The organism is Rahnella sp. BIGb0236 (assembly GCF_004364755.1).
In the GTDB taxonomy this organism is placed as follows: Bacteria; Pseudomonadota; Gammaproteobacteria; order Enterobacterales; family Enterobacteriaceae; genus Rahnella; species Rahnella victoriana.
The window spans coordinates 538,978-559,312 of sequence record NZ_SOAO01000001.1 but is presented as its reverse complement, the minus strand read 5'-3'; the positions used below and the strand labels follow the sequence as shown (position 1 = coordinate 559,312).

The 20,335-nt window shown below is 48.6% G+C and carries 18 protein-coding genes; 4 read left to right on the top strand and 14 right to left on the bottom strand.

Annotated elements, in window-relative coordinates:
• Positions 1-4: 4 nt before the first annotated feature.
• Genes vasI through tssB form a run of 12 tightly spaced genes read right to left on the bottom strand, consistent with a single transcriptional unit; the run spans position 5 to position 13,334 of the window.
• Positions 5-673, bottom strand: coding sequence for a type VI secretion system-associated protein VasI (gene vasI / locus EDF78_RS02445; protein ID WP_133822448.1), 669 nt, complete (start codon positions 671-673; stop codon positions 5-7).
• Positions 670-1,458 (bottom strand): helix-turn-helix domain-containing protein, encoded by a 789-nt coding sequence (locus tag EDF78_RS02440; protein WP_133822447.1) that lies wholly within the window; start codon positions 1,456-1,458, stop codon positions 670-672. The genes vasI and EDF78_RS02440 overlap by 4 nt, the downstream gene beginning before the upstream one ends.
• Positions 1,455-4,052 carry a type VI secretion system ATPase TssH gene (tssH, locus tag EDF78_RS02435; protein ID WP_133822446.1) on the bottom strand — a complete coding sequence of 866 codons (2,598 nt, stop codon included), beginning with the start codon at positions 4,050-4,052 and terminating at the stop codon, positions 1,455-1,457. The genes EDF78_RS02440 and tssH overlap by 4 nt, the downstream gene beginning before the upstream one ends.
• A complete protein-coding gene (gene icmH, locus EDF78_RS02430; protein ID WP_133822445.1) occupies positions 4,039-4,830 on the bottom strand; it encodes a type IVB secretion system protein IcmH/DotU in 792 nt (263 codons plus the stop codon). Before icmH ends, tssH begins: the two co-directional genes overlap by 14 nt.
• Positions 4,830-6,176: a type VI secretion system baseplate subunit TssK gene (tssK, locus tag EDF78_RS02425; protein ID WP_133822444.1), complete on the bottom strand. Its 1,347-nt coding sequence runs from the start codon at positions 6,174-6,176 to the stop codon at positions 4,830-4,832. Before tssK ends, icmH begins: the two co-directional genes overlap by 1 nt.
• 2 nt (positions 6,177-6,178) lie before the next feature.
• Complete coding sequence (tssJ, locus tag EDF78_RS02420; RefSeq protein WP_133822443.1) at positions 6,179-6,712, bottom strand: type VI secretion system lipoprotein TssJ; 534 nt, start codon at positions 6,710-6,712, stop codon at positions 6,179-6,181.
• Entirely contained in the window at positions 6,709-8,019 is a 1,311-nt protein-coding gene (gene tagH, locus EDF78_RS02415) for a type VI secretion system-associated FHA domain protein TagH (RefSeq protein WP_133822442.1), read from the bottom strand. Before tagH ends, tssJ begins: the two co-directional genes overlap by 4 nt.
• 25 nt (positions 8,020-8,044) lie before the next feature.
• On the bottom strand, positions 8,045-9,097 hold the full coding sequence (gene tssG, locus EDF78_RS02410) for a type VI secretion system baseplate subunit TssG (RefSeq protein WP_133822441.1): 1,053 nt from the start codon (positions 9,095-9,097) through the stop codon (positions 8,045-8,047).
• Positions 9,061-10,881 (bottom strand): type VI secretion system baseplate subunit TssF, encoded by a 1,821-nt coding sequence (tssF, locus tag EDF78_RS02405; protein WP_133822440.1) that lies wholly within the window; start codon positions 10,879-10,881, stop codon positions 9,061-9,063. Before tssF ends, tssG begins: the two co-directional genes overlap by 37 nt.
• Positions 10,881-11,321, bottom strand: coding sequence for a type VI secretion system baseplate subunit TssE (gene tssE, locus EDF78_RS02400; protein ID WP_133822439.1), 441 nt, complete (start codon positions 11,319-11,321; stop codon positions 10,881-10,883). Before tssE ends, tssF begins: the two co-directional genes overlap by 1 nt.
• A 6-nt stretch (positions 11,322-11,327) precedes the next feature.
• The gene (gene tssC, locus EDF78_RS02395) at positions 11,328-12,809 is read right to left on the bottom strand and encodes a type VI secretion system contractile sheath large subunit (RefSeq protein ID WP_133822438.1); all 1,482 of its coding nucleotides are present in this window, start codon (positions 12,807-12,809) and stop codon (positions 11,328-11,330) included.
• A 27-nt stretch (positions 12,810-12,836) separates the two neighbouring features.
• A complete protein-coding gene (gene tssB, locus EDF78_RS02390; RefSeq protein ID WP_133822437.1) occupies positions 12,837-13,334 on the bottom strand; it encodes a type VI secretion system contractile sheath small subunit in 498 nt (165 codons plus the stop codon).
• Between the two features lie 642 nt (positions 13,335-13,976).
• On the opposite strand from tssB, the gene EDF78_RS02385 reads away from it, so the two are divergent.
• Complete coding sequence (locus tag EDF78_RS02385) at positions 13,977-14,495, top strand: Hcp family type VI secretion system effector (protein WP_133822436.1); 519 nt, start codon at positions 13,977-13,979, stop codon at positions 14,493-14,495.
• A gap of 539 nt (positions 14,496-15,034) precedes the next feature.
• On the opposite strand, the gene EDF78_RS02380 is transcribed toward EDF78_RS02385, so the two are convergent.
• A complete protein-coding gene (locus EDF78_RS02380; protein WP_119824818.1) occupies positions 15,035-15,442 on the bottom strand; it encodes an H-NS family nucleoid-associated regulatory protein in 408 nt (135 codons plus the stop codon).
• A 546-nt stretch (positions 15,443-15,988) separates the two neighbouring features.
• Positions 15,989-16,873, bottom strand: coding sequence for a LysR family transcriptional regulator (locus tag EDF78_RS02375; protein WP_133822435.1), 885 nt, complete (start codon positions 16,871-16,873; stop codon positions 15,989-15,991).
• A 100-nt stretch (positions 16,874-16,973) separates the two neighbouring features.
• Between EDF78_RS02375 and EDF78_RS02370 the strand changes: the two genes are divergently transcribed.
• The 3 genes from EDF78_RS02370 to EDF78_RS02365 all read left to right on the top strand — a co-directional run bounded on the left by EDF78_RS02370 (position 16,974) and on the right by EDF78_RS02365 (position 20,296).
• Complete coding sequence (locus EDF78_RS02370) at positions 16,974-18,365, top strand: aldehyde dehydrogenase family protein (protein ID WP_133822434.1); 1,392 nt, start codon at positions 16,974-16,976, stop codon at positions 18,363-18,365.
• 12 nt (positions 18,366-18,377) lie between these two features.
• Positions 18,378-18,545: a hypothetical protein gene (locus EDF78_RS25525; protein ID WP_166654438.1), complete on the top strand. Its 168-nt coding sequence runs from the start codon at positions 18,378-18,380 to the stop codon at positions 18,543-18,545.
• 161 nt (positions 18,546-18,706) lie between these two features.
• Positions 18,707-20,296: an arylsulfatase gene (locus EDF78_RS02365; RefSeq protein ID WP_133822433.1), complete on the top strand. Its 1,590-nt coding sequence runs from the start codon at positions 18,707-18,709 to the stop codon at positions 20,294-20,296.
• Positions 20,297-20,335 lie beyond the last annotated feature (39 nt).

The following is a 20,335-nucleotide window of genomic DNA, read 5'->3' as shown; positions in this document are numbered from 1 at the left end:
AGTGTTACCAATGACAAGCATTACGCAGGGGTTTAATCACCTGTGTAAGCTGTGAAATATTGAAAGTGAAATGCGGTTCAGCGTTATTCCTACCCTCAATGGTGAGAGTATCTGCAGGCATCAGGCGTTTGATTTCATCAATACCTGCAAGCCCCCTACTGGACTCCAGCAAGTAGCCGTTTTCCCGCAGAAACCATTGCACATCAAACCGCATCTGATCGACGTTAAGTGTGATATTGCCGTCTTTCACACGGTTAACTGACGCAATTTGAAGCCGTGTAATATTGTCGATGCAACTCAGCATCAAAACCGGTCTCGGAGGAGGGACGCCAATTGCGGGGGTGGTAATAATCACGGAAGGATTATCTCCCGTTCCCACATTCACCAAAAAGGTTGTCGCATGGTCGGGACGCGCTTTTTCCTGCTCCATCGCGCGATGCCATGCAGGCCCCGTGTTGTCCTGGCGATGGGTTTCACCTCCCTGAATGTTTAACGCGTTGTCATAACAATCCAGTCGCACTAAGGGTGAAGCTTCATTTCTGCAACGTTTCATCGATACCAGCGCACGGGCCTCCTCTCCTTCATCATACTGGCGGGTGGGTAAGGTGAGAAAATCAGCAGTGGAGTGGCTGGCGGACAACAGCAATGCACTGATTAACAGAAACACGCTCATGGCTGACACCCGTATTTCGACATTTTATATGACAGCGTCCGTGGCGCGATCCGCAGACTTTTCGCAATACGTTGTTTATCGCAATCCAATAATCGCAGGCGCTGAGTGATCACTGCACATTCAAACTTTTCCACAGCTTCATTCAAATCATCAATTTTGCTGTAGTCCTGCGCCATGCCTGGAAGGGTATGCGTATCGGCATTACTCATTGTTGCCAACAAATCATCCATTTGTTTTTCGCGTTGTTTGAACACGGTGCGGATTTGTCGTAGTTGCGTTCTCAGGGTGTCCATTTCCTGTAATTTATTGAATCGGTGCTGAAAAACCTGACAATAGATACCAAACATGCCAAGCGGATCGGCAAAGCGGCCAATCCCCGCAGCAAATACGGCAATGACACCACAAACCTGACCGTGAACATCGAAAAGGGGTAAAGCATAGAGCCCACAACTCACCGGCAGTTCCTGCACAAAACGACGAAAAACCTTATTTTCTATCCGCACGCCCTGATGTAACGAATCCCATATTCCGGGGGTTCCGTTACGCAGAACCTGCACTAAGGGATGGTTGGTGTCTTCAATATCCACATCCATTTTCAGTTCAACATTTTGGTTAAGCGCAGGCATACAACTGCAATCGAGACGCCCTTCTCCCGCGTTAAATTTGGCAATAATCAGAGAGTTATAACGCTGTCGGTGATGATGCACTGTCAAAAAACGGTGAATCAATTGTTCAACAGAGTCGGATTCCAGAAGTGCTAATAAGCTCTTCAGACGCTGTCTCATACAGCCTCCTCAACTTGCGCACTAAATACATTCTCCTCTGCTGCAATTCTGATTTTGCTGATCGCCCGGCCCGTTGCCATTTTTTGCAGCAGCAGCAATGAGACAGGCGGTAAAAGGGCACCATCGATGATGGACTCAAGCATACGGGCACCATTTTCAGCGCGGGTAGCCCGGAGCAGGATTTCATCCACGACCTCAGGTTCAATGACAACATCCGCATTAAAACGCTGACGTAGTAAATTATCGAGACGCGTTAATTTGCTATGAATAATTGTGCTGAGGGTATCTTTATCCAGAGGCAGGTAAGGCACGACTTCCATTCGGGCTAAAAGGGCAGGCTTAAAGAATCCGGCGAGTTCAGGATACAGCAACTCATTGAGCAACCCCGGTTGAGCCGTATTATCGACGATCGTCTGATAGCCAAGGTTCGAGGTCAGGAAGAAAACGACATTTTTACAGTCAATTACGCGACCTTCACCATCTGCCATTTCCCCTTTGTCAAACACCTGATAGAACAAATTCAGAACATCAGGGTGTGCCTTTTCAACTTCGTCCAATAACACAACAGAATAAGGCTTCTGACGAATGGCTTCCGTTAGCACACCACCTTCGCCATAACCTACATAGCCGGGAGGTGAGCCAATCAGGCGGGAAACCGTATGCTTCTCCTGAAATTCTGACATGTTGATTGTCGTCAGATACTGGCGTCCGCCATAAAGGAGTTCGGCAATCTGAAGAACAGTTTCTGTTTTGCCGACCCCGCTTGGCCCGACAAGCAAAAACGCCCCCATCGGCCGGCCCGGGCGACGTAAATCAGCACGCGCAGTCAGTAAATGTTGATGCAGGCAATAAATTGCGGCTTCCTGACCTTTGATCTCTTTACTCAGGTAAACGGGTAATTCTGTCACGACAGACAGCTCACTTTGTGAAAGGCGGTTTAATGGCACTCCCGTCCATTCAGCGATAACTGCGGCGATCTGTTTCTTATCTACATGCGGAGAAACTAAAGACTGATGGCTTTGAAGTTCTTCCAGTTCGATACCCAGAACCTTAAGTGCTTCTGAATCTTCACAGGAACTGTCATCTTCTTTTGCCAGCAACGCCGTACGCAGATCGATTATTTGGCGTACAAGATGCTGTTGTTTTTCCCACCCGCTCGTTAAATCTGTCAGTTGTGATTGAATTTCTTCACGTTTATTTTTTAGCGCGAGCAGACGCTTATCCGGATCGCTCAGGCTGAGACGCTGTTCACGTTCAAGCATCTCAATTTCCATCGCTTGCTGATGTAACTGCGTTTTCAGCGCAGATACCCGCCGCGGGGCCGATGTTAAGTTAATAGCCACCCGCGCAGCAGCCGTGTCCAGCACATCGATGGCTTTGTCCGGCAATTGTCGGCCTGAAATATAGCGATCGCTCATGATCGCTGCAGCCTGTAATGCCTCATCATCTATGAGAACACCATGTGCTTGCTCATAGACAGTACGCAGACCACGCATAATCACAGTGGCTTCCTCTGCACTCGGTTCAGAGACTTTGACCAGTTGGAAACGGCGCGACAACGCCGCGTCTTTTTCAAAGTATTTCTTGTATTCGCTCCATGTGGTAGCCGCTATTGTTTTGAGCTCGCCACGAGCCAACGCAGGTTTAAGCAGATTGGAAATATCCAATCCCCCCTGCTGGTTGCCGGCACCAATCAACGTGTGGGCTTCATCAATGAACAGAATCACTGGCGTCGCTGACTGGGCAATTTCAGTCATAATGCCTTTGAAACGTTTTTCAAATTCCCCTTTCACTGCGGCCCCGGCCTGAAGTGCTCCGAGATCAAGCGTCATCAGATCGCAGTTACGCAATTTTTCTGGTACCTGATTATCAATGATGCGTAAGGCCAAACCTTCTATCAGCGCACTTTTCCCCACACCAGCCTCTCCCACGACAATGGGATTATTTTTACGGCGGCGGCAGAGAATATCGATCATCAGGTCAATCTCTTCATCGCGACATAGCACAGGATCGAGTGCGCCGTTACGTGCCTGTTCGGTCATATTGGAGGCATAACGGGCGAGTAAGCTTTCTGAATGGGTCGGGAAAGTGTGCCCTGTGTTTTTCTCCACCACCGGCGTTTCAGATGAATCGGCCGTCCAGTCGGCAAAATTTTGGCGAAGTAATTCACGGTTCACTGGCAACAACAATTGGCTGGCGGCCGGGTGCAAATAACGCGACGTGCTGAGCAATAGCGTCATTAACATCACTCCGCTGCGCAGCTGGTTATGCTCCATCTCTGTTGATGCCAGTAACCAACTGTCCTGTAGCCATTCAACCAGAAGGGGGGAAAAACTAGGGTACGTCGGATTCAGTGATTGATAATTCGTAACAGGGTGAGCGAGCGATTCCCGCAACTGCTCGCTCTCAACACCCGCACGATTCAGGATAATCCGGACATCGCTGAGTGGCGTCGAGATCATCTGGCATAACACCTGGGAAACGGTAATCTCAGCATCACCCTGACTGACACAATGTGCGGCCGCAGCTTCCAGAGCATGACGGGCAATAGGGTTAAGGCGTTTTACCAAAGTGGGCAAGTCAACGTAAATCATTTGTGCCTTCCTGGCTCAATAGGTTGTTTAGCTGCTGCAAAATATCCTGGGTTTGGCTGTGCAAATTAATAGCGTAAAACAGATATATCGCCATCAGCAGGACCAAACCACCCCATAAAATATGTTTAATTGTCAAACGCTTAGTCAATAAGTAGTGACCCCTGAAGCCCGTTTTATTGTGATGCAATACGGTCGGTAATATTTCGCCACGTAACTGAGTAAGCTGCTGATGTAATCGCCGGAATAGTCGCTCAAAATCATCCCCATGCTGGGTGGTGACTTTGTATCGCCCCCGATATCCCAGGCAAAAGCAGAGGTAGATGAATTCCAGAAGATCCTGATAACGTTTTGGTTCCCCCATCAGCCGCTCCAAAAGGACATAGACTTTTTCACCTCCCCAGGTTTCATTATGGAAATGCACTAACAAAGACTGTTGTAGCCAATCGTTTTGCGTATTCCAGCCATGACCTAATGCGGTTTCATCAATAAAAGTGCATAACATGTAGCGGAACGAGACAATGGCGCCGGGCTCATATCCTTTCGTCTGCAACAGCTGCTCAATAGCCCGAACATCTGCCACAACCTGCTGATATAGCTGCGTGGGCAAAGGCTGGTTTTCCATGTCTTTCAGTCGCAGAACCATTCCGAGTAAGGGCGTCGCCGCATCGACCATAGGGTTCAGACTTTCCCCACGTAGCGAGAGCTGATATTGCCGATAGGCGGAGGCAGCTTCAGGAGTTGTGAAGAGCGCGCTATCCGTAACGATATCGTTTTTCATTAGTTACTCCTGATGGCCCAGAACTGCATATCCAACTCAGGGAACTCGCCGGCAACGTGGAAAGCGATGGCATTGCTTTGCTGGATTTCCTTCCATGCCGCACTTTGTTGATCCAGCATGAAGTAGGTATAACCAGAGTGGTATGGCAACTGACGGGGCGCAGCAGACAGGGCCAGCAAAGGCACCCCGGGCAGTTGCACACTGACAAGATCGCGAATTTTTTCCAGGGACGTTATTTTGGTTTGCTGAACGAACTGACGCCGCAATTGCTCTTGAGGGATCTGGGCGTGAACCGCCAATATGAAATCTGCGTTTCGTAACAAATCACGTTCATTAATAGTGGCAACGCGGATCCCATGCGCCTGCATCTGCAGCTGAATAGAAATGGCACGTGGTGTCAGCACTGTACACAGGGCCTCGCGCATGGCAGAAAATAGCGGTTGAAAACTGCTGGTCAGGTCGTGATGGTTATAGACGGGAAACACCCCAGCCAGTCGGGATTCATCCGTAAACGTGCGCAATTCACCGCAGCTTTGTACCAGCAAGGTATAGAAAGCCTGCGGATGCATGACTGACTGATTAGACAGGTGGGTAAAAACAGGCTGTATCCGGTTAAAAACTTGCAGCATCATGAATTCAGCCACATCGGCGATGCCCTGCTGCCCCGGAGAACCAATACGTTTCGCCAACAACCTCGCCCTTTCCACCAGCATCCCTTCAATCTCATTCATGAAACTTTTCAACGGATTGGCAACGTTGAGATTGGTACAGGTCGTGATGAATTCGTCATCCAGAATTAATGAACCGTCCTGCCGCTTTTCTTTAATTCGGCACAGGGGTAATACAGACCAGGCGCTGAGATCCTCGGAGCCCTGCATCAGTCGCGGAGATAACTGGGCCAGTAATAGCTGGCTGACATCTCCGCCGTCCGTATGCAGATCCCGAATGTCATCGATTTTTTCACAATACCGCACCGCACCGGGCATCTGGCTTTGTTCACTGGTGATTTCGTTCAGCGTGTCATTTTGCATCGGCAACGCCAGATAAATATCACGACTGGCGGCGTCGTTGCAGCTCAAAACATCCAGTGGTTTTGGCACGTTATCCTGATAGGGAATATCAAAAACTGTGCCGTCGGCCATATTCCCGCTGGCAGTGCTCAGCCCAATGCGTCCCAGTTTTAACAGCTCCTGATTAATCGCCAGTGTGCTGAATCCGAAACTATAAGCCTGCACATTTGTGATGCGATGCTGCAGTTGATAATCATTATGTCTTTGCTGTTGTTGAAAGTGCTGCGGCTTGATAAATAGGCCTTCGCGCCAAATCACTCGATTTTTACTTGGCATGGCTATTCTTCCTCTTCCTTTAAGTCAACCTCGTTCGATCGCAAATGGATCAGAACGTGATAGTTATGCCCTATCCCTTTGATCTTGATTATTTTTTTCCACTCACTCCGATTGTCATCGGAGTAATAGGCCACCACACCGATATAGCTGTTTTTTTCCTCCAGTTTGATGACGGGTAATGGCTTAAACTGATCCGGTAACAACGTATAGTCCTGATGGTCGATATAATTCTTGCCTAAGGTTTTATCTAACAGGTCGCCGGCTAGCTGGTCGTAATCTGCCGCCAGCATTTTGGAATCTTCACTGAGATACACCACGGAAATAGCAACAGGTGCCGCCTCGCCCTGTATGTTCGGATTGGTATCAGGGTCTGCCAGCAAGATCATTTGAATTGTTGAAGGCTGATCGTTGGCTTCTCCGACAGGGGTGTCAGGATCCAGGATGACCTTGCCGATTTTTTTGGTGGTCTGGCATCCAGATAAAATCCACATCAGACCCAGTATCAAAAACAGATACCTTCCTCTGCTGAATTTCATTGTTCACTGTCCTTCATCCCCTGACGGAGCGCATGGTCATAGGCCTGTTCATAAACTTCACCAAACAACTTTTCGAAGCCTTGCTGTCGGCTGGAAGACAATTCCTGATAGTAGTTTTTATACATTTCCCATGCCCAGGCGGAGTCTTTTTCCTGACGTTCATTACTGCGCTGATACTGTGTAAAACGCATCCACAAACGTTCCGGTGAGAATGCTTCCAGCATCGTATTCAGCGCTTGCGTGATAGCCTGTTGGTTAGCCTGATGGTGAAGGCGTAAATTATGCAGGCTCTCAGCTACCGCTGCGGGCGCAGAAAGATGCACCGGGCTTTTTTGATCGGCAAACATCAGGCTTAGTGTGGTGTTGTAATCCATCCCCAGACGCAAAGGGTTATCTTCAATCGGCCGTAAATGTTTATCGCGCAGTCCGTGTTGGCTGCGTTGTAACGCCAGCAAACCATCAATGGTAGCCTTAAGGGTTTTACCCGCTTCTTCAAGAAAATCATTCGCCTCCTGACTATTATGGATAGGCAGCTGTGCCTCGAAACCACGCATTAAAGGAGTAATCGCAACATGTTGGAGTTCCATGTTGTGTTTGTTCTTGTCGTCCGAAACGTCAGTATGAAAAGCGGTTATTTTTGGCAAATCGAGAAAGTCCCGGTCCATGGAATTGCCCCGGTCTGTATCTGAAAGTGGGGAAGTGAAAAGAGGATCACGATAGCGATCTTGTTGAAGAGAATGTTCGGCCGCCGACTCATGAGTCAGCAAATCATGGGTTGTCAGGCTTTCTGTTTCTAAAACACGTAAAGGGTCATGGCTGAATCTGTTGGCAACAGTTGTGGCCAGGTGACTTTCCTGCGAGTAGCCCCCGGCCCCCTGCGATGACATCCCCTCTAACATCGCATCCATAGGATTGCTGTGGCTCGAGACCAACGACTCAGGTGATACCATTAACGGGTCTGCCACCTCGGATGCAGAAAGGGCGATTCGCACTTTTATCAGCAAATTTCCGACATTGAGTTCATCAGCCTGCTGGAGGCGAACAAAGCCCGAACTGGCTGTCAGCACAGACTGATTTATGGTGACGGAGTCATTCAGCACACGCAGGCAGAAAGCGCCATCACGCCATTCAATGGCAAACTGTGAACCTTTAATGTTGCCATGTTGATCCTGAACGGACCAATGATGACTGGTGTCACTCCCCACATTCCCACCCGGCAGCGTAAACGTACAATTAGCCTGTTTACCACTTTCAAGCTTGTCGCTATTCACGACCCGGAGTAAAAGCGTTGGTTGTTGTTTATCCATCTTTTTTATCCCTAAATATTGGTTGTTATTCCATAACGCTGATGGTTACGTGGGGTTTTTCTTCCGGCTGCCCGAGAAAACTTGTCCAGCCCAGTAGGTTATTTTGCTCCGTTCCCAGGATCATGCCGTCAACCTGGTGCTCAGCCAGTCCCAATCTTAAATCCCAGGCAAACTGGTCGCGCATTACGAAAGCAACAAACATAACGAGTGGTGAATAATTAGGGCCGTTTGGTAAGAAAGATAAGAACTGTTCACGTGTGAGCTGGTTAATACTGAGCAAAAACTTACCGCTTCGATCAGCGACCTTCGCACCGAGAGAAAAGTTAACGCCGAGAACAGATTTTTCGGGATACTTCTTGCCACGTTCTTTGGTTCGTTCACCTAAGCGGTTTTGCTGGTTAACGGGGATAGCAACCTTTCTCAATTGCCAGCTATTTAGCGTGACATCGGCCAGATTAAAACAATGTGATACGAGGCTGCATATCACTTCTGAAGCCCGTCCCGGGCTCGCTAATAACCCGGCATAAGCCAGCATTTTTCCATGATTAATTTGCAGCTTTTCACGTATGACGTCGCTTCCTAGCCCCACCAGCGCATACATCCGTTGTGAAAATGGATCCATACCTCCATTATCGAAAGACACGTAATAGCGGTACTTTCTCCAGATTTGATGCAAAAGGGTGAGCAGTCTGTGATTGAAAACATTGAGAAAATCAGTCAACCGGTTTTCATTCTGCGCATCTTCCCAGGCCAAAGAATCGAGGTAATAACCCGGCAGCGGCGACTGGCTGCCATGTAAACCCAGAAAAGAGACTTCAAGTTCAAATTTGCACTCTCCGATACGCTTCAGGCCAACCACGTCCCTTGTAGGGAAAGCCAGACTGGCTGTAGATTTGAAACGTATGATTTCACTGGCGAGTTCATTGCCTTGTTTCGGCTTTTGCCACGCTACCGCCCATTGATTGATCAACTCAACCAATTGGAAAAAGTTATAACGTGTAACATCCGGCACCGGCACTTCCAGTGATCCTGCAATAGTCTTTACATCAACGCGTGTTGACCCATTTGTACCGGCCATTCGTAACATTCCTGGTTATCAAGATTGATGACTCTCAACAGATGAAACGCATTAACGCTGGCATACAGTGAAAAGAAATTTGCGAGTACGGTACTGAAGAGATACAACTCACCTTCCGAGCTGAAAGCACTTTGTTCCAGCCACAGCGTGCTCTGGAGCCCTCTTACAGGTAATCCACGGAATAATCTGTCGACAGGTTGTGTTTCGATACGCTGAATGGCATCGAGTTTCTTTTGGGATGAACGGGCTGCCTGACGGTCGTGCAGGCTTGGAAAATCATAGGTGTGTAGAATTTGTTTCAGCGCATCTTTATCGAGTAAAGATAAATAATTCAGAGACATATTGGAGAGCAGTGACCAATGCAGGCTGCCATCTAATACCGGGTATAAGGGAACCGAAGGCCGGGTAATATTGCGGAAAGAAGCAAACGACGGACTTCCTTTTGTTGGCTGGTTGATATCACCAACCCGCAATGTGAGCGGGAGCTCGCGGTTAGTGCAGGTAAGCCCGACAGCCACCGTTTCTTCCGACAGAATCACCTCTGACTCATCGCTTCGCACAAAAGAAATATAATGCTCAAAGCCTTTTCTGAAGAAAGACTCCCTTACGCGCAGACGGTAATAAAGCGTGTCATGCTCTTGCGCATTTTCAATCTGATGATGAAAACTCTCGAAAGAATCATATTGACGACCATGACCGCGCGAACGGCCTGAAACAGCGTGCTTCTCATTAAGCCAGCTTTCGACGTGGTCTACGGAAAAAATGTCATAGCGTTCGGGATGATGATAACTGGCGCATAAAGGATATTCTGCCTGAGTGCCATCAAGCTCGATGGCTTCACTTTCGTGCGGAAACAAATTCACCGCCGGGGTGCAATTAAGACGTAAACTTGTCGATCTGATCTTCGCGTCAGGTGGCAATGCATGAGAAAAATGGAAATTCAGCGTGAACTCACTGGCGTGCAGTTGAGGCGGGAAATCAATAAAACCGGATACATCGAAAAAGAGAAAACCTTCAGAAAAACAAAAGTATTCCTGCAAGATCCGGTATCCCATGTACGCATTTTTTGGATAAGGCAAGAGCGCGTCTTCACGCTCAAATCCAACAGGATGAAAATCAAAATCAGGCATAGGGATTGTCATCCCATTAACGACCAGCTCTGCCCGTTCAAAATAATGGCTTATCCAGAAATAGAGCTGTGTACTGGTGTAATTGTCCTCGCCCAGATAAAAACGTAGTTTACCCAGTTGCATTTCCCGCATATTAAGTTCGTTTTTTGCAGCGAAATGAACGCTAAGTATTCCCTTTTCATTACTGTTATTAACCGAAATGTCTTGTATTGGCATAGGGAAAAGCCAGATATCCCGACATAAGGTGAAAACACATTGAGGCCCGACTGAAGGTTCATCACTGCTATAAGTAGGAGGTTCAGATTTTTGTGCTACCGGCACGCTGAGCACCTGGCTACCTCTTTTGATAAGAGTTGCCTGTGTGACACTTACCTCATCCGGCTTATATTCAATAATTGTCATGCTGGGTATAGGCCGCAAGTAATTTGGCCACAGCATATTCAGCAAACCATGCGTGAGCTCTGGGAATTGATCGTCAATTTTTTCACGCAGATTACCGGTAAGAAAAGCAAAGCCTTCAAGCAAACGCTCTACGTCAGGATCCGAGCCCTGTTCGGACAAAAACGAGGCCAGATGCGGTCGCTCAATTGCAGCATCCCGCCCCAATTGCCGCAGGTAGTCGAGCTCATCCCTGAAATATTTCTCAAATGACATTATGCTTCCCTGTTCAGACAGTAACGACGGTTACTGTCTAACTGAATGTTGAACTCGATGGCATCGCCGATATTGTCAAAATTAACCCGGGCACTGATATGGAAGCTCAATAGCAGCGGATCGCCCTGATCAAGCAGAGACTGAACAACCACATCTGAAATTCGTGGTTCATAACGTTCAATGCAATTTTTGATTGCCAACTCAATGCTCTTTCTGAAATCAGAAGTGGTTGCCGTGGCATCATTGAGGTCTATCACCCCTAATTCCACTGCGCTCTGACAACCTCCCGGACGAGAATTAAGCACGGCATTTAAATGCTTTTTGATCGACCCCAAAAGTTCGCGGACACGACTTTGTGAAGAAGGGCCGGGGCCCTCCTTCTGGATACGCTCAAACAAGCTGGCCGAACTTCCACGCTCCCAATTGAGAAGTGCTGCCATGCCCTGCTACTCCTTATCCAAACGGCCAACCAATGACAATTCGAAACTGGCACCCATATATTTGAAGTGGGGACGCACTTGCATCGCAACCTGATACCAACCCGGATCCCCTTCGACATCCAGTACCTGAATTTGAGCCGAGCGAAGCGGACGACGGCTGCGTACATCTGTCGGCGGGTTTTCCTGATCGGCAATATATTGCTTCAGCCACATATTCAGTTCACGTTCAAGGTCCTGACGTTCTTTCCAGGAGCCAATTTGTTCACGCTGTAATACTTTGATGTAGTGGGCTAAGCGGTTGATGATGAACATGTAAGGAAGCTGAGTACCCAACTTGTAGTTGGTTTCTGCCATCTTGCCTTCACGGGTATTAGGGAAGACCTTTGGTTTCTGAACTGAATTCGCGGAGAAGAAAGCAGCATTGTCACTGCCTTTGCGCATTGTGAGGGTGATGAAGCCTTCTTCCGCAAGCTCAAATTCCCGACGGTCTGTAATAAGAACCTCTGTAGGGATTTTTGCCTGGATTTGCCCCATTGCTTCATAAAGATGAACCGGAAGGTCATGAACCGCGCCACCGCTTTGCGGGCCGATAATGTTCGGGCACCAGCGGTATTTAGCGAAGCTGTCTGTCAGACATGACGCCAGCAGATAGGCGGTATTACCCCATAAGAAATGCTCATGATTTTTGCTGACATCCTCGTAATAGTTGAAATTCTTTATAGGGTTCTCAACCGTCGAATACGGTAAACGCAGCAGGAAACGCGGGGTCGTCAAACCAAGATAACGGGAGTCTTCAGATTCACGTAAGGCCCGCCATTTAGTATGTGCAGGACCTTCAAACACAGATTTCAAATCTTTTATCGCGGGCAACTCAGTAAAGCTGCTGATGCCGAAGAAATCGGGCGCCACGCTGGAAAGGAAAGGAGAATGAGCCATCGCACCCACAGCACTGACGTACTGCAGCAACTTCATGTCTGGCGTGTTGTTACTGAATGCGTAATTGCCAATGATAGCGGCAGTTGGCTCACCACCAAACTGGCCATAACCGGCTGAGTAAACATGCTTGTAGAAGCCGGACTGGATTATCTCTGGAGAGAACTCGAAGTCCTCAAGCAACTCGGCTTTTGTTGCATGGATAATATTGATTTTAATATTTTCGCGAAAATCAGTACGGTCAACCAGCAGCTTCAGGGAACGCCATGATGATTCAATTTCACGAAATTTCTCAGCGTGGAGAATTTCATCCATCTGAACGCTGAGTTTTTTGTCCAGTTCAATGATCATTTTGTCGACTAACAATTTGTTAATCGGCTCTTCATTGGTACCCGTATCCAAAATGCTGCTAATGAAAGCCGCTACGCCTTGCTTTGCAACATCGTAGCCATCATTGCCGGGCAACATGCGTGTTTGCGACATAATTTCATCGAGTAAAAAAGTCGCACCGCCAACCACAGTGGCTGCAGCTGCATTTTCTTCATATAAAGCCATTCTTAAAATTCCCTCTTTTCAGCTCAATTACTTCTGATTAAGAACATCCAATTCTTTGAGCAGTTGCTCACGCATTTCTTCGTTACTCAGCAACTCCTGTAAGCGAGATCGGAAGGCGGGGATATTTCCTAATGGCCCCTTTAATGCCACCAGGGCTTCGCGCAATTCGAGAAGTTTTTTGAGTTCAGGGACTTTTCTGGCGACATTGTCAGGCGAAAAATCATCCAGCGAATTGATACCTATTGTGACCGCCATATCCTCTTTCCCCTCTCCTTCCAGGCGATTGGGAACGCTAAATGTCAGGTCAATGCTGGCTTCACTCATCACTGCGTTGAAGTTATTTTTATTGATTGAAACAATCTGCCGCTCTTCAATCGGAGTCTCTTCGCGAACCCCTTTCAGATCCCCAACGACCAACAAATTGAGTGGCAATTCGATTTCAGCAACCTGGTCCCCTGTGTTGGGAACGTACTTGATGTTTATTCTTTCCTTGGGTGCCACGCTGCTTTGATTACTTTTACTCATAACATGTCCTTTTAGTTACTGAGATAGAGCCGCTAAATACTGTATTTTCCTGCGTCAGAAATAAGTGGGATATTGAAAACAAGACGTTCGCTTAAACCTGAGGAATCCCTACATCCATAAATCACAGGAATGGTTTATTCCAAAACATATGGCTCAGGTATAACAGGCTTTGCCGGAAACGATAGTAGCTCAATATCATATATTATTTTTAACCGCATGCACCACTTTAAACAAAATATAAAAAACCTCACCTGATTTTTAAGGAAACGACTTACTTATATTTCTAAAAACAGTTTAAAAATATTATTTGCGATCATGTGAAAAATCATTAAAAAATAAAATACTGTTATAAAACAAATGATTAATTCATACAACATATGAATACTTCTTTGCTTTGTTATCCATCACCTCTGGCCATAGAATTTACCCAGCATTTAATGCTGATTTTGCAAAAATTATAACCGTACCTGCTAACCAAATTTGAATGCTTTCTGCCTCGCCTTGGTTATGGGTCATTTCCGATTTATAGTGCATCCGGAAATTGATGTGTCGATTTTCGCTGTATTAAGGCTCGCGTAAAGCGATCCCCTTAATATTCTAATATCACTAATCATGTGTTTTTAACTATCAAGGAAACTAAAGATGCCAACTCCAGCTTATATTGCTATCAAGGGGAAAACACAGGGCAATATTACCGCAGGTGCTTTCACCGCCGAGTCAGTCGGGAATATTTATGTTCAGGGTCACGAAGACCAGATGCTGGTTCAGGAGTTTGAACACATCGTCACTGTACCCACTGACCCGCAGTCAGGTCAGCCTTCCGGCCAGCGTGCACATAAACCATTCCGTTTTACCGTAGCCTATAACAAAGCCGTCCCGTTACTTTATAACGCACTGGCTTCGGGCGAAATGTTGCCGGAAGTAGAGTTGAAGTGGTACCGCACTTCTGTCGAGGGGAAACAAGAGCACTTCTTCACGACGAAACTTGAAGACGCCACAATTATCGACATCGACTGCAAAATGCCACACTGCCAGGATTTGACGAAAGCAGAATTTACTCAACTTGTGCGTGTATCTCTGGCTTACCGCAAAATCAACTGGGAACACACAACAGCGGGTACTTCTGGTGCCGATGACTGGCGTGCACCAATCGAAGCCTAAATTTGCGTCAAAGCAGCAGCCGAAGTATAGGCTGCTGCCCCCCTCTCTGGCCCGTGTTCGCGGGCCATTGATGAGTAATGCTTAACTGTTTCAATAATATCCGGTCGGGTTTAATACTTTCCGCCAGATGGATATTAAACATCGTGCGCAGGTGGCCGTCGTAATATTGCGTTAAAAATCCTCCGGACGGTAATGCATCATTCTTAATCGTTCAGGTATGTACGCCCCTTTTACAGGACGCCGCTTTAATCCCGCGGGTATCGCGCAGCCTCCTAAAACAAACACCCGCGAGTGATTGTAATTTACGCAGGGGAATATCAGGGTTGTACAGACGTTCCGGTAAACGAAGTGATGTTGATCTTACTTGTAGAGACTCAAATTCACATTAAGAGACATTATTGAATGGGCGGAAAGGACAAAGAGGAGAGAAGGCGATCTTTAACGTCAATGAATAACAGGGAAAAGAATAGTGTTAACAAATAGCTTATCTGCCCTGTAATAAACAGAGCAGACAAGATCCAAACACATCAGCGGTTCGGTTAACGCGCGATCAGGAAGCTTTCCAGTGTCGCGCCGCCATCCAGAGCGGCTTTAATAGCAGAAGGAGTACGACCCTGGCCGGTCCAGGTTTTCTTCTCACCATCGGTGTCGGTGTAGGCATAAATCGCCGGGCGCGGTTTACGTTTTGCTTTGGTGCTTTCTTTCACTGGCTGGTGGCCCAGCAGGTCATCAATGGCGATGCCATCGTTAGCCAGCATTTCACGGTATTTCAGTAATTTTTCGTCACGTTCTTGTTGCTGTGCGCTGAGTGCTTTTGCATTATCGCGCGATTCTTCAACAACTGCGGTCAGCTTCTCAAGAATTTCTTCGAGAGTACTCAGTGGCATTTCACGAGCCTGAGCCCGAAGTGTACGGATATTATTCAAAACGTTTAACGCGTTGTCCATGATGTGCTCACTTTAGAGGGGTATCATTAAATTAGTGACCCTGATTCTACACAAACAAATAATGATATCAATTGCGCAAGGATAATATTACACGCTATTACACAATTCCTGTGGCAGCGTTTTACTTGTTGCCGGGCAGCATTCGTGTTTTTTTATAAGGACTTGTTGTGTCTGAATAAATTAAATTTTAACGAACAAACGACTTCGCAGACTTCAAAATAAGCAAAAAAATATTATTAACGCAAATTTGCGCGCCTTTATAATAGTCTCGCTGCGTGAATAAATCATGTTGCTATTATGTACAAAACGTACACATTCTTTATCTTCCGGTGCGATTTTTTGATGTTCAATTACACATCCCGATAAAAATAATCCTAAAATGCCGCGCAAAAGGCATTAACGGCACAAAATTTTAGAAGCGATTTAACAGTGATGGCTTTAAACTGTGATTCGAATCACAGTAAATATCAGGGTAAACCATGTTCAAAACCATTTTTGTCGTCTGTGCCGCCTGTGTGATGTTAAAGCTTGCGCTGGACTGGCAGATTATTTTGCAGGTTGCGGAAGGCTGACCGTCACTTCTGAAGCCATCCTGGTAAACTCTGACAAGTTTCGTGTTAACACTCCCCGCCGCCACATCAGCCAGGTAGTCAGATAACGGTAGTTATCCGCCAGCGGCCAGAGACTTACCGTGCCGCTCCCTGGCATACTTTCCAGCATACTGCGCGGCATCAGCGCCAGTCCGCCTCCGGCAATCACGCACGCCAGCATGCCATGGTAGGATTCCATTTCGTAGATTTTTCCGGGCGCGGCCCCGTCATCCGCAAACCAGCTTTCGAAATGCCGCCGGTATGAACAATTTGAGCGGAACGCATACACAATTTCGCCATTGACGTCCTGCCCGCGTGTCACCGGCGCGTGATGCCGCGGTGCAACGATAACCATCTCTTCCTGAAATACCGGCATGCCATCCAGCACCGGATGCAGCACCGGCCCGTCAACAAAGGTCGCTTCCAGTTCGCCTTCCAGCAATTTATCCAGCAGTTCGCCGGACGGGCCGGTGCTCAGCGCCAGTTCAACTTTGCTGAACTGCTGATGATAACGCGCCAGCAGCGCCGGAATGCGCACCGCCGCCGCGCTTTCCAGCGCACCCAGCGTGAATACGCCCTGCGGTTCCGTTCCCGCCACCGAGACTCTTGCCTCTTCGACCAGATCCAGAATGCGGTTGTTGTAGTTGAGAAAGTTACGTCCGGCCGGAGAAAGGCGCAGCCGCTGGTTCTCGCGGATAAACAGTTCCACGCCCAGCTCTGCTTCCAGCTGCTTAATCCTTGTGGTCAGGTTTGACGGCACACGATGAACACGTTGCGCGGCGGCGCTGATACTGCCGGTTTCGGCAACGGCACGGAACATCTCCAGTTGTGACAGATTCATAGTCTTTCTCAAAAAGTGAACGGTTTACTTATTTTTATTCATTTTTATTCATCCCTGCAAGCCTCTATTCTTCACAGACCGGATTAATGAGGAATAAAAAATGACCACTGCCAGCACACAAACACACGCCATTTCACTGAACCCGTTCAACGGCGAACGCCTCGGTGAATACCCTTACGATACGCCGCTGGCACTTGAAGCGACTGTTGCGCAGGGCAGCAACGCATTTAAACACTGGCGCAAAACTGATGTCGCGCAACGGGCCGCACTTCTGGTGCATCTGGCCGCTGAACTGCGTGAAGCCAGCGAAGATATTGCCCGCATGATCAGCCGTGAAATGGGTAAACCCGTGAAACAGGCGCGTGCGGAAGTCGAAAAATCAGCCAACCTGTGTGAATGGTATGCCCAGAATGGCCCGGCCATGCTGGCACCGGAACCGACTCAGATCGATAACGGTGAAGCGCACATCCATTATCGCCCTTCCGGCATGATCCTGGCGGTGATGCCGTGGAACTTCCCGGTCTGGCAAATTCTGCGCGGTGCGGTGCCTGCATTACTGGCGGGAAATACATTCCTTCTCAAGCCCGCCCCGAACGTCATGGGCACCACTTATCTGGTGAAACAGGCGGCACTGAAAGCCGGTTTCCCGGCGGGTGCGTTTGGTGTGATTAACGTCGGGAATGCGGCCGTAGCCGATCTGATTGCTGATCCGCGCGTGGTCGCTGTGACGGTCACCGGCAGCGTGCGCGCCGGTGCTGCGATTGCTGAACTGGCCGGTAAAGCCGTGAAGAAATGCGTGCTGGAACTGGGCGGTTCTGATCCGTTTATCGTGCTCAATGATGCCGATATAGATGCCGCCGTGAAAGCCGCCGTTGCCGGTCGCTACCAGAACACCGGGCAGGTTTGCGCTGCGGCAAAGCGTCTGATCATTGAAGAAGGCGTGCTGGAAACCTTTACTGAGAAATTTGTTGCCGCCACTCAGGCGCTGGTGACGGGCGATCCGCTGGATGACGCGACCTATATCGGCCCGATGGCACGTTTCGATCTGCGTGATGAGCTGGATAAGCAGGTTCAGGACAGCCTGCGTGGAGGCGCAACCCTGTTACTGGGCGGCGAAAAAATGGCCGGTAATGGTAACTTCTACGCACCGACCATCCTGAGCAACGTCACGCCGGAAATGACCGCGTTCCGTCAGGAGCTGTTCGGGCCGGTGGCGGCGATCAGTGTCGCGCGTAACGCTGAACATGCCGTTGAACTGGCGAATGACAGCGATTTTGGTCTGACTGCGACCATTTTCACTGCTGACCTTGATCTGGCAGAACAGATGACCGGCGAGCTGGAAACCGGCGGTGTCTTTATCAACGGTTACAGTGCGTCCGATCCGCGCGTGGCATTTGGGGGTGTGAAGAAAAGTGGCTATGGCCGCGAATTGTCGCACTTCGGTTTACGCGAATTCTGTAACGTGCAGACCGTGTGGAGCAACCGCCAGTAGTCAGGATCCACAATGACAATCACAGGATTCCATAATCCTGTGATTGTCTTCTTATCCCGCTCATTCCCTCATTTCCCCCAGCTGTCAGCCCTGTCTTTTCATAAAAAAGATAAAAACTTCTCCCTTGCCCTGTCCAGAATTGTGCTTTGCGCAAATCAAAAGGCACAATTTAATGATTGATAATTCATCAGGTTATCATCTTTACAAAATCACACCGTGACAGACGCTTATTCCCTGCATTCCTTTTATTGCCTGTTCTTTCCGAAGGTAATGAGACATTTCAGAGCTTTACTATACTCAATTTGACTTAATCCCAGCCCTCAATGAACGGAGTGACCAATATGGTTAACAAAGTATCTTTCAGGCGGACGATGGTTGCCAGCATGCTCGCCCTGATGTCTGGCACCGCAGCAGCGGCAGATCCCACGCCCGCTGCGGGTTCACCTGAAAATGCCCCCAAGCAGGACACGTCAAAACCTAACATCGTGGTTATTTTTGGCGATGATATCGGTTACTGGAATTTAAGTACTTATAACCAGGGAATGATGGGATATAAAACGCCCAACATTGACAGTATTGCCAGTGAAGGTGCGAAATTTACTTCCTATTATGCTGAGCAGAGTTCCACCGCGGGGCGATCTTCCTTTATTACCGGACAAATGCCGTTCCGTACCGGGATGAGTAAAGTCGGTATGCCGGGTGCACCGCAAGGCCTGCAAAAAGAAGACCCGACCATCGCCAATATTCTCAAACAACTGGGTTACGCCACCGGTCAGTTTGGTAAAAACCATCTCGGTGACCGCGATGAGTTTCTGCCCACTGCGCACGGGTTTGATGAGTTCCTCGGTAACCTTTATCACCTGAATGCCGAAGAAGAACCTGAAAATCCGGATTACCCGAAAGATCCGGAATTCCGTAAACAGTTCGGCCCGCGTGGCGTCATTAAAAGCTCGGCGGATGGCAAAATCGAAGATACCGGCCCGCTTACCGTCAAACGTATGGGGACGGTGGATGAAGAAACCCTTGCCGCCAACAATGACTTTATGGAACGCCAGACCCATGCCGGTAAGCCGTTCTTCACCTGGTTTAACACCACCCGCATGCACAACAAAACGCACCTGAAAGACGGCAGTATCGGTGTGACGGGGCTGGGCACTTACGCAGACGGCATGGTCGAGCATGACAAGATGGTCGGCGAGGTGTTGCAGAAGATTAAAGATCTCGGCATCGAAGATAACACTATCGTGCTGTACACCACCGATAACGGTCCGATGACGGCCACCTGGCCGGATGCGGGGATTACGCCGTTCCGTGGGGAGAAAAACACCGGCTGGGAAGGCGGTTTCCGCGTTCCGGCGATGATCCGATGGCCGGGCCACATCAAACCAGGCACGCTGATCAATGATATTTTCGGCAGTAACGACTGGTTCCCGACGCTGGTGGCAGCAGCCGGTGTGCCGGATATCAAAGAGCAACTCCTCAAAGGCTATAAAACGCCATCCATCACCTACAAAGTTCATCTCGACGGCTATAACCAGCTCGATTTCCTGCAGGGCAAAGGCGAAGATCCGCGTAAGGAATTCTTCTACTGGAGCGATGACGGCGACCTGCTGGCTATCCGTTATGGCCGCTGGAAAGCCCACTTCATGATCCAGGAACACACCGGTCTGGATCTGTGGCGCTATCCGTTCACCAAACTCCGCGCACCGATGATTTTCGATCTGGACGTCGATCCGCTGGAGAAAGGCTCTGACGGTATGGGCTACAACACCTGGTACTACGACCGCCTGTTCCTGCTGGGTGGCGCGCAGAAATATGTGAAAGAGATGCTGGATACCTTCAAAGAGTTCCCGCCACGTCAGAAACCCGGTTCGTTCACGGTTTCCGATGCGTCGGCGATGCTTGAAGAAGGTGCAAACGCGAACAACTAACTTGTCACCCACCGGGCAGACCCCTGCCCGGTACTTCCC

What these genes read in the sequence shown, in the direction of transcription:
- EDF78_RS02385 (WP_133822436.1), top strand. Translation starts at nt 13,977, where the DNA reads ATGCCAACTCCAGCTTATATTGCTATCAAGGGGAAAACACAGGGCAAT.
- EDF78_RS02375 (WP_133822435.1), bottom strand. Translation starts at nt 16,873, where the DNA reads ATGAATCTGTCACAACTGGAGATGTTCCGTGCCGTTGCCGAAACCGGC.
- EDF78_RS02370 (WP_133822434.1), top strand. Translation starts at nt 16,974, where the DNA reads ATGACCACTGCCAGCACACAAACACACGCCATTTCACTGAACCCGTTC.
- tssJ (WP_133822443.1), bottom strand. Translation starts at nt 6,712, where the DNA reads ATGAAATTCAGCAGAGGAAGGTATCTGTTTTTGATACTGGGTCTGATG.
- tagH (WP_133822442.1), bottom strand. Translation starts at nt 8,019, where the DNA reads ATGGATAAACAACAACCAACGCTTTTACTCCGGGTCGTGAATAGCGAC.
- tssB (WP_133822437.1), bottom strand. Translation starts at nt 13,334, where the DNA reads ATGAGTAAAAGTAATCAAAGCAGCGTGGCACCCAAGGAAAGAATAAAC.
- tssF (WP_133822440.1), bottom strand. Translation starts at nt 10,881, where the DNA reads ATGTCATTTGAGAAATATTTCAGGGATGAGCTCGACTACCTGCGGCAA.
- EDF78_RS25525 (WP_166654438.1), top strand. Translation starts at nt 18,378, where the DNA reads ATGACAATCACAGGATTCCATAATCCTGTGATTGTCTTCTTATCCCGC.
- tssC (WP_133822438.1), bottom strand. Translation starts at nt 12,809, where the DNA reads ATGGCTTTATATGAAGAAAATGCAGCTGCAGCCACTGTGGTTGGCGGT.
- tssG (WP_133822441.1), bottom strand. Translation starts at nt 9,097, where the DNA reads ATGGCCGGTACAAATGGGTCAACACGCGTTGATGTAAAGACTATTGCA.
- EDF78_RS02380 (WP_119824818.1), bottom strand. Translation starts at nt 15,442, where the DNA reads ATGGACAACGCGTTAAACGTTTTGAATAATATCCGTACACTTCGGGCT.
- vasI (WP_133822448.1), bottom strand. Translation starts at nt 673, where the DNA reads ATGAGCGTGTTTCTGTTAATCAGTGCATTGCTGTTGTCCGCCAGCCAC.
- tssK (WP_133822444.1), bottom strand. Translation starts at nt 6,176, where the DNA reads ATGCCAAGTAAAAATCGAGTGATTTGGCGCGAAGGCCTATTTATCAAG.
- tssH (WP_133822446.1), bottom strand. Translation starts at nt 4,052, where the DNA reads ATGATTTACGTTGACTTGCCCACTTTGGTAAAACGCCTTAACCCTATT.
- EDF78_RS02365 (WP_133822433.1), top strand. Translation starts at nt 18,707, where the DNA reads ATGGTTAACAAAGTATCTTTCAGGCGGACGATGGTTGCCAGCATGCTC.
- tssE (WP_133822439.1), bottom strand. Translation starts at nt 11,321, where the DNA reads ATGGCAGCACTTCTCAATTGGGAGCGTGGAAGTTCGGCCAGCTTGTTT.
- EDF78_RS02440 (WP_133822447.1), bottom strand. Translation starts at nt 1,458, where the DNA reads ATGAGACAGCGTCTGAAGAGCTTATTAGCACTTCTGGAATCCGACTCT.
- icmH (WP_133822445.1), bottom strand. Translation starts at nt 4,830, where the DNA reads ATGAAAAACGATATCGTTACGGATAGCGCGCTCTTCACAACTCCTGAA.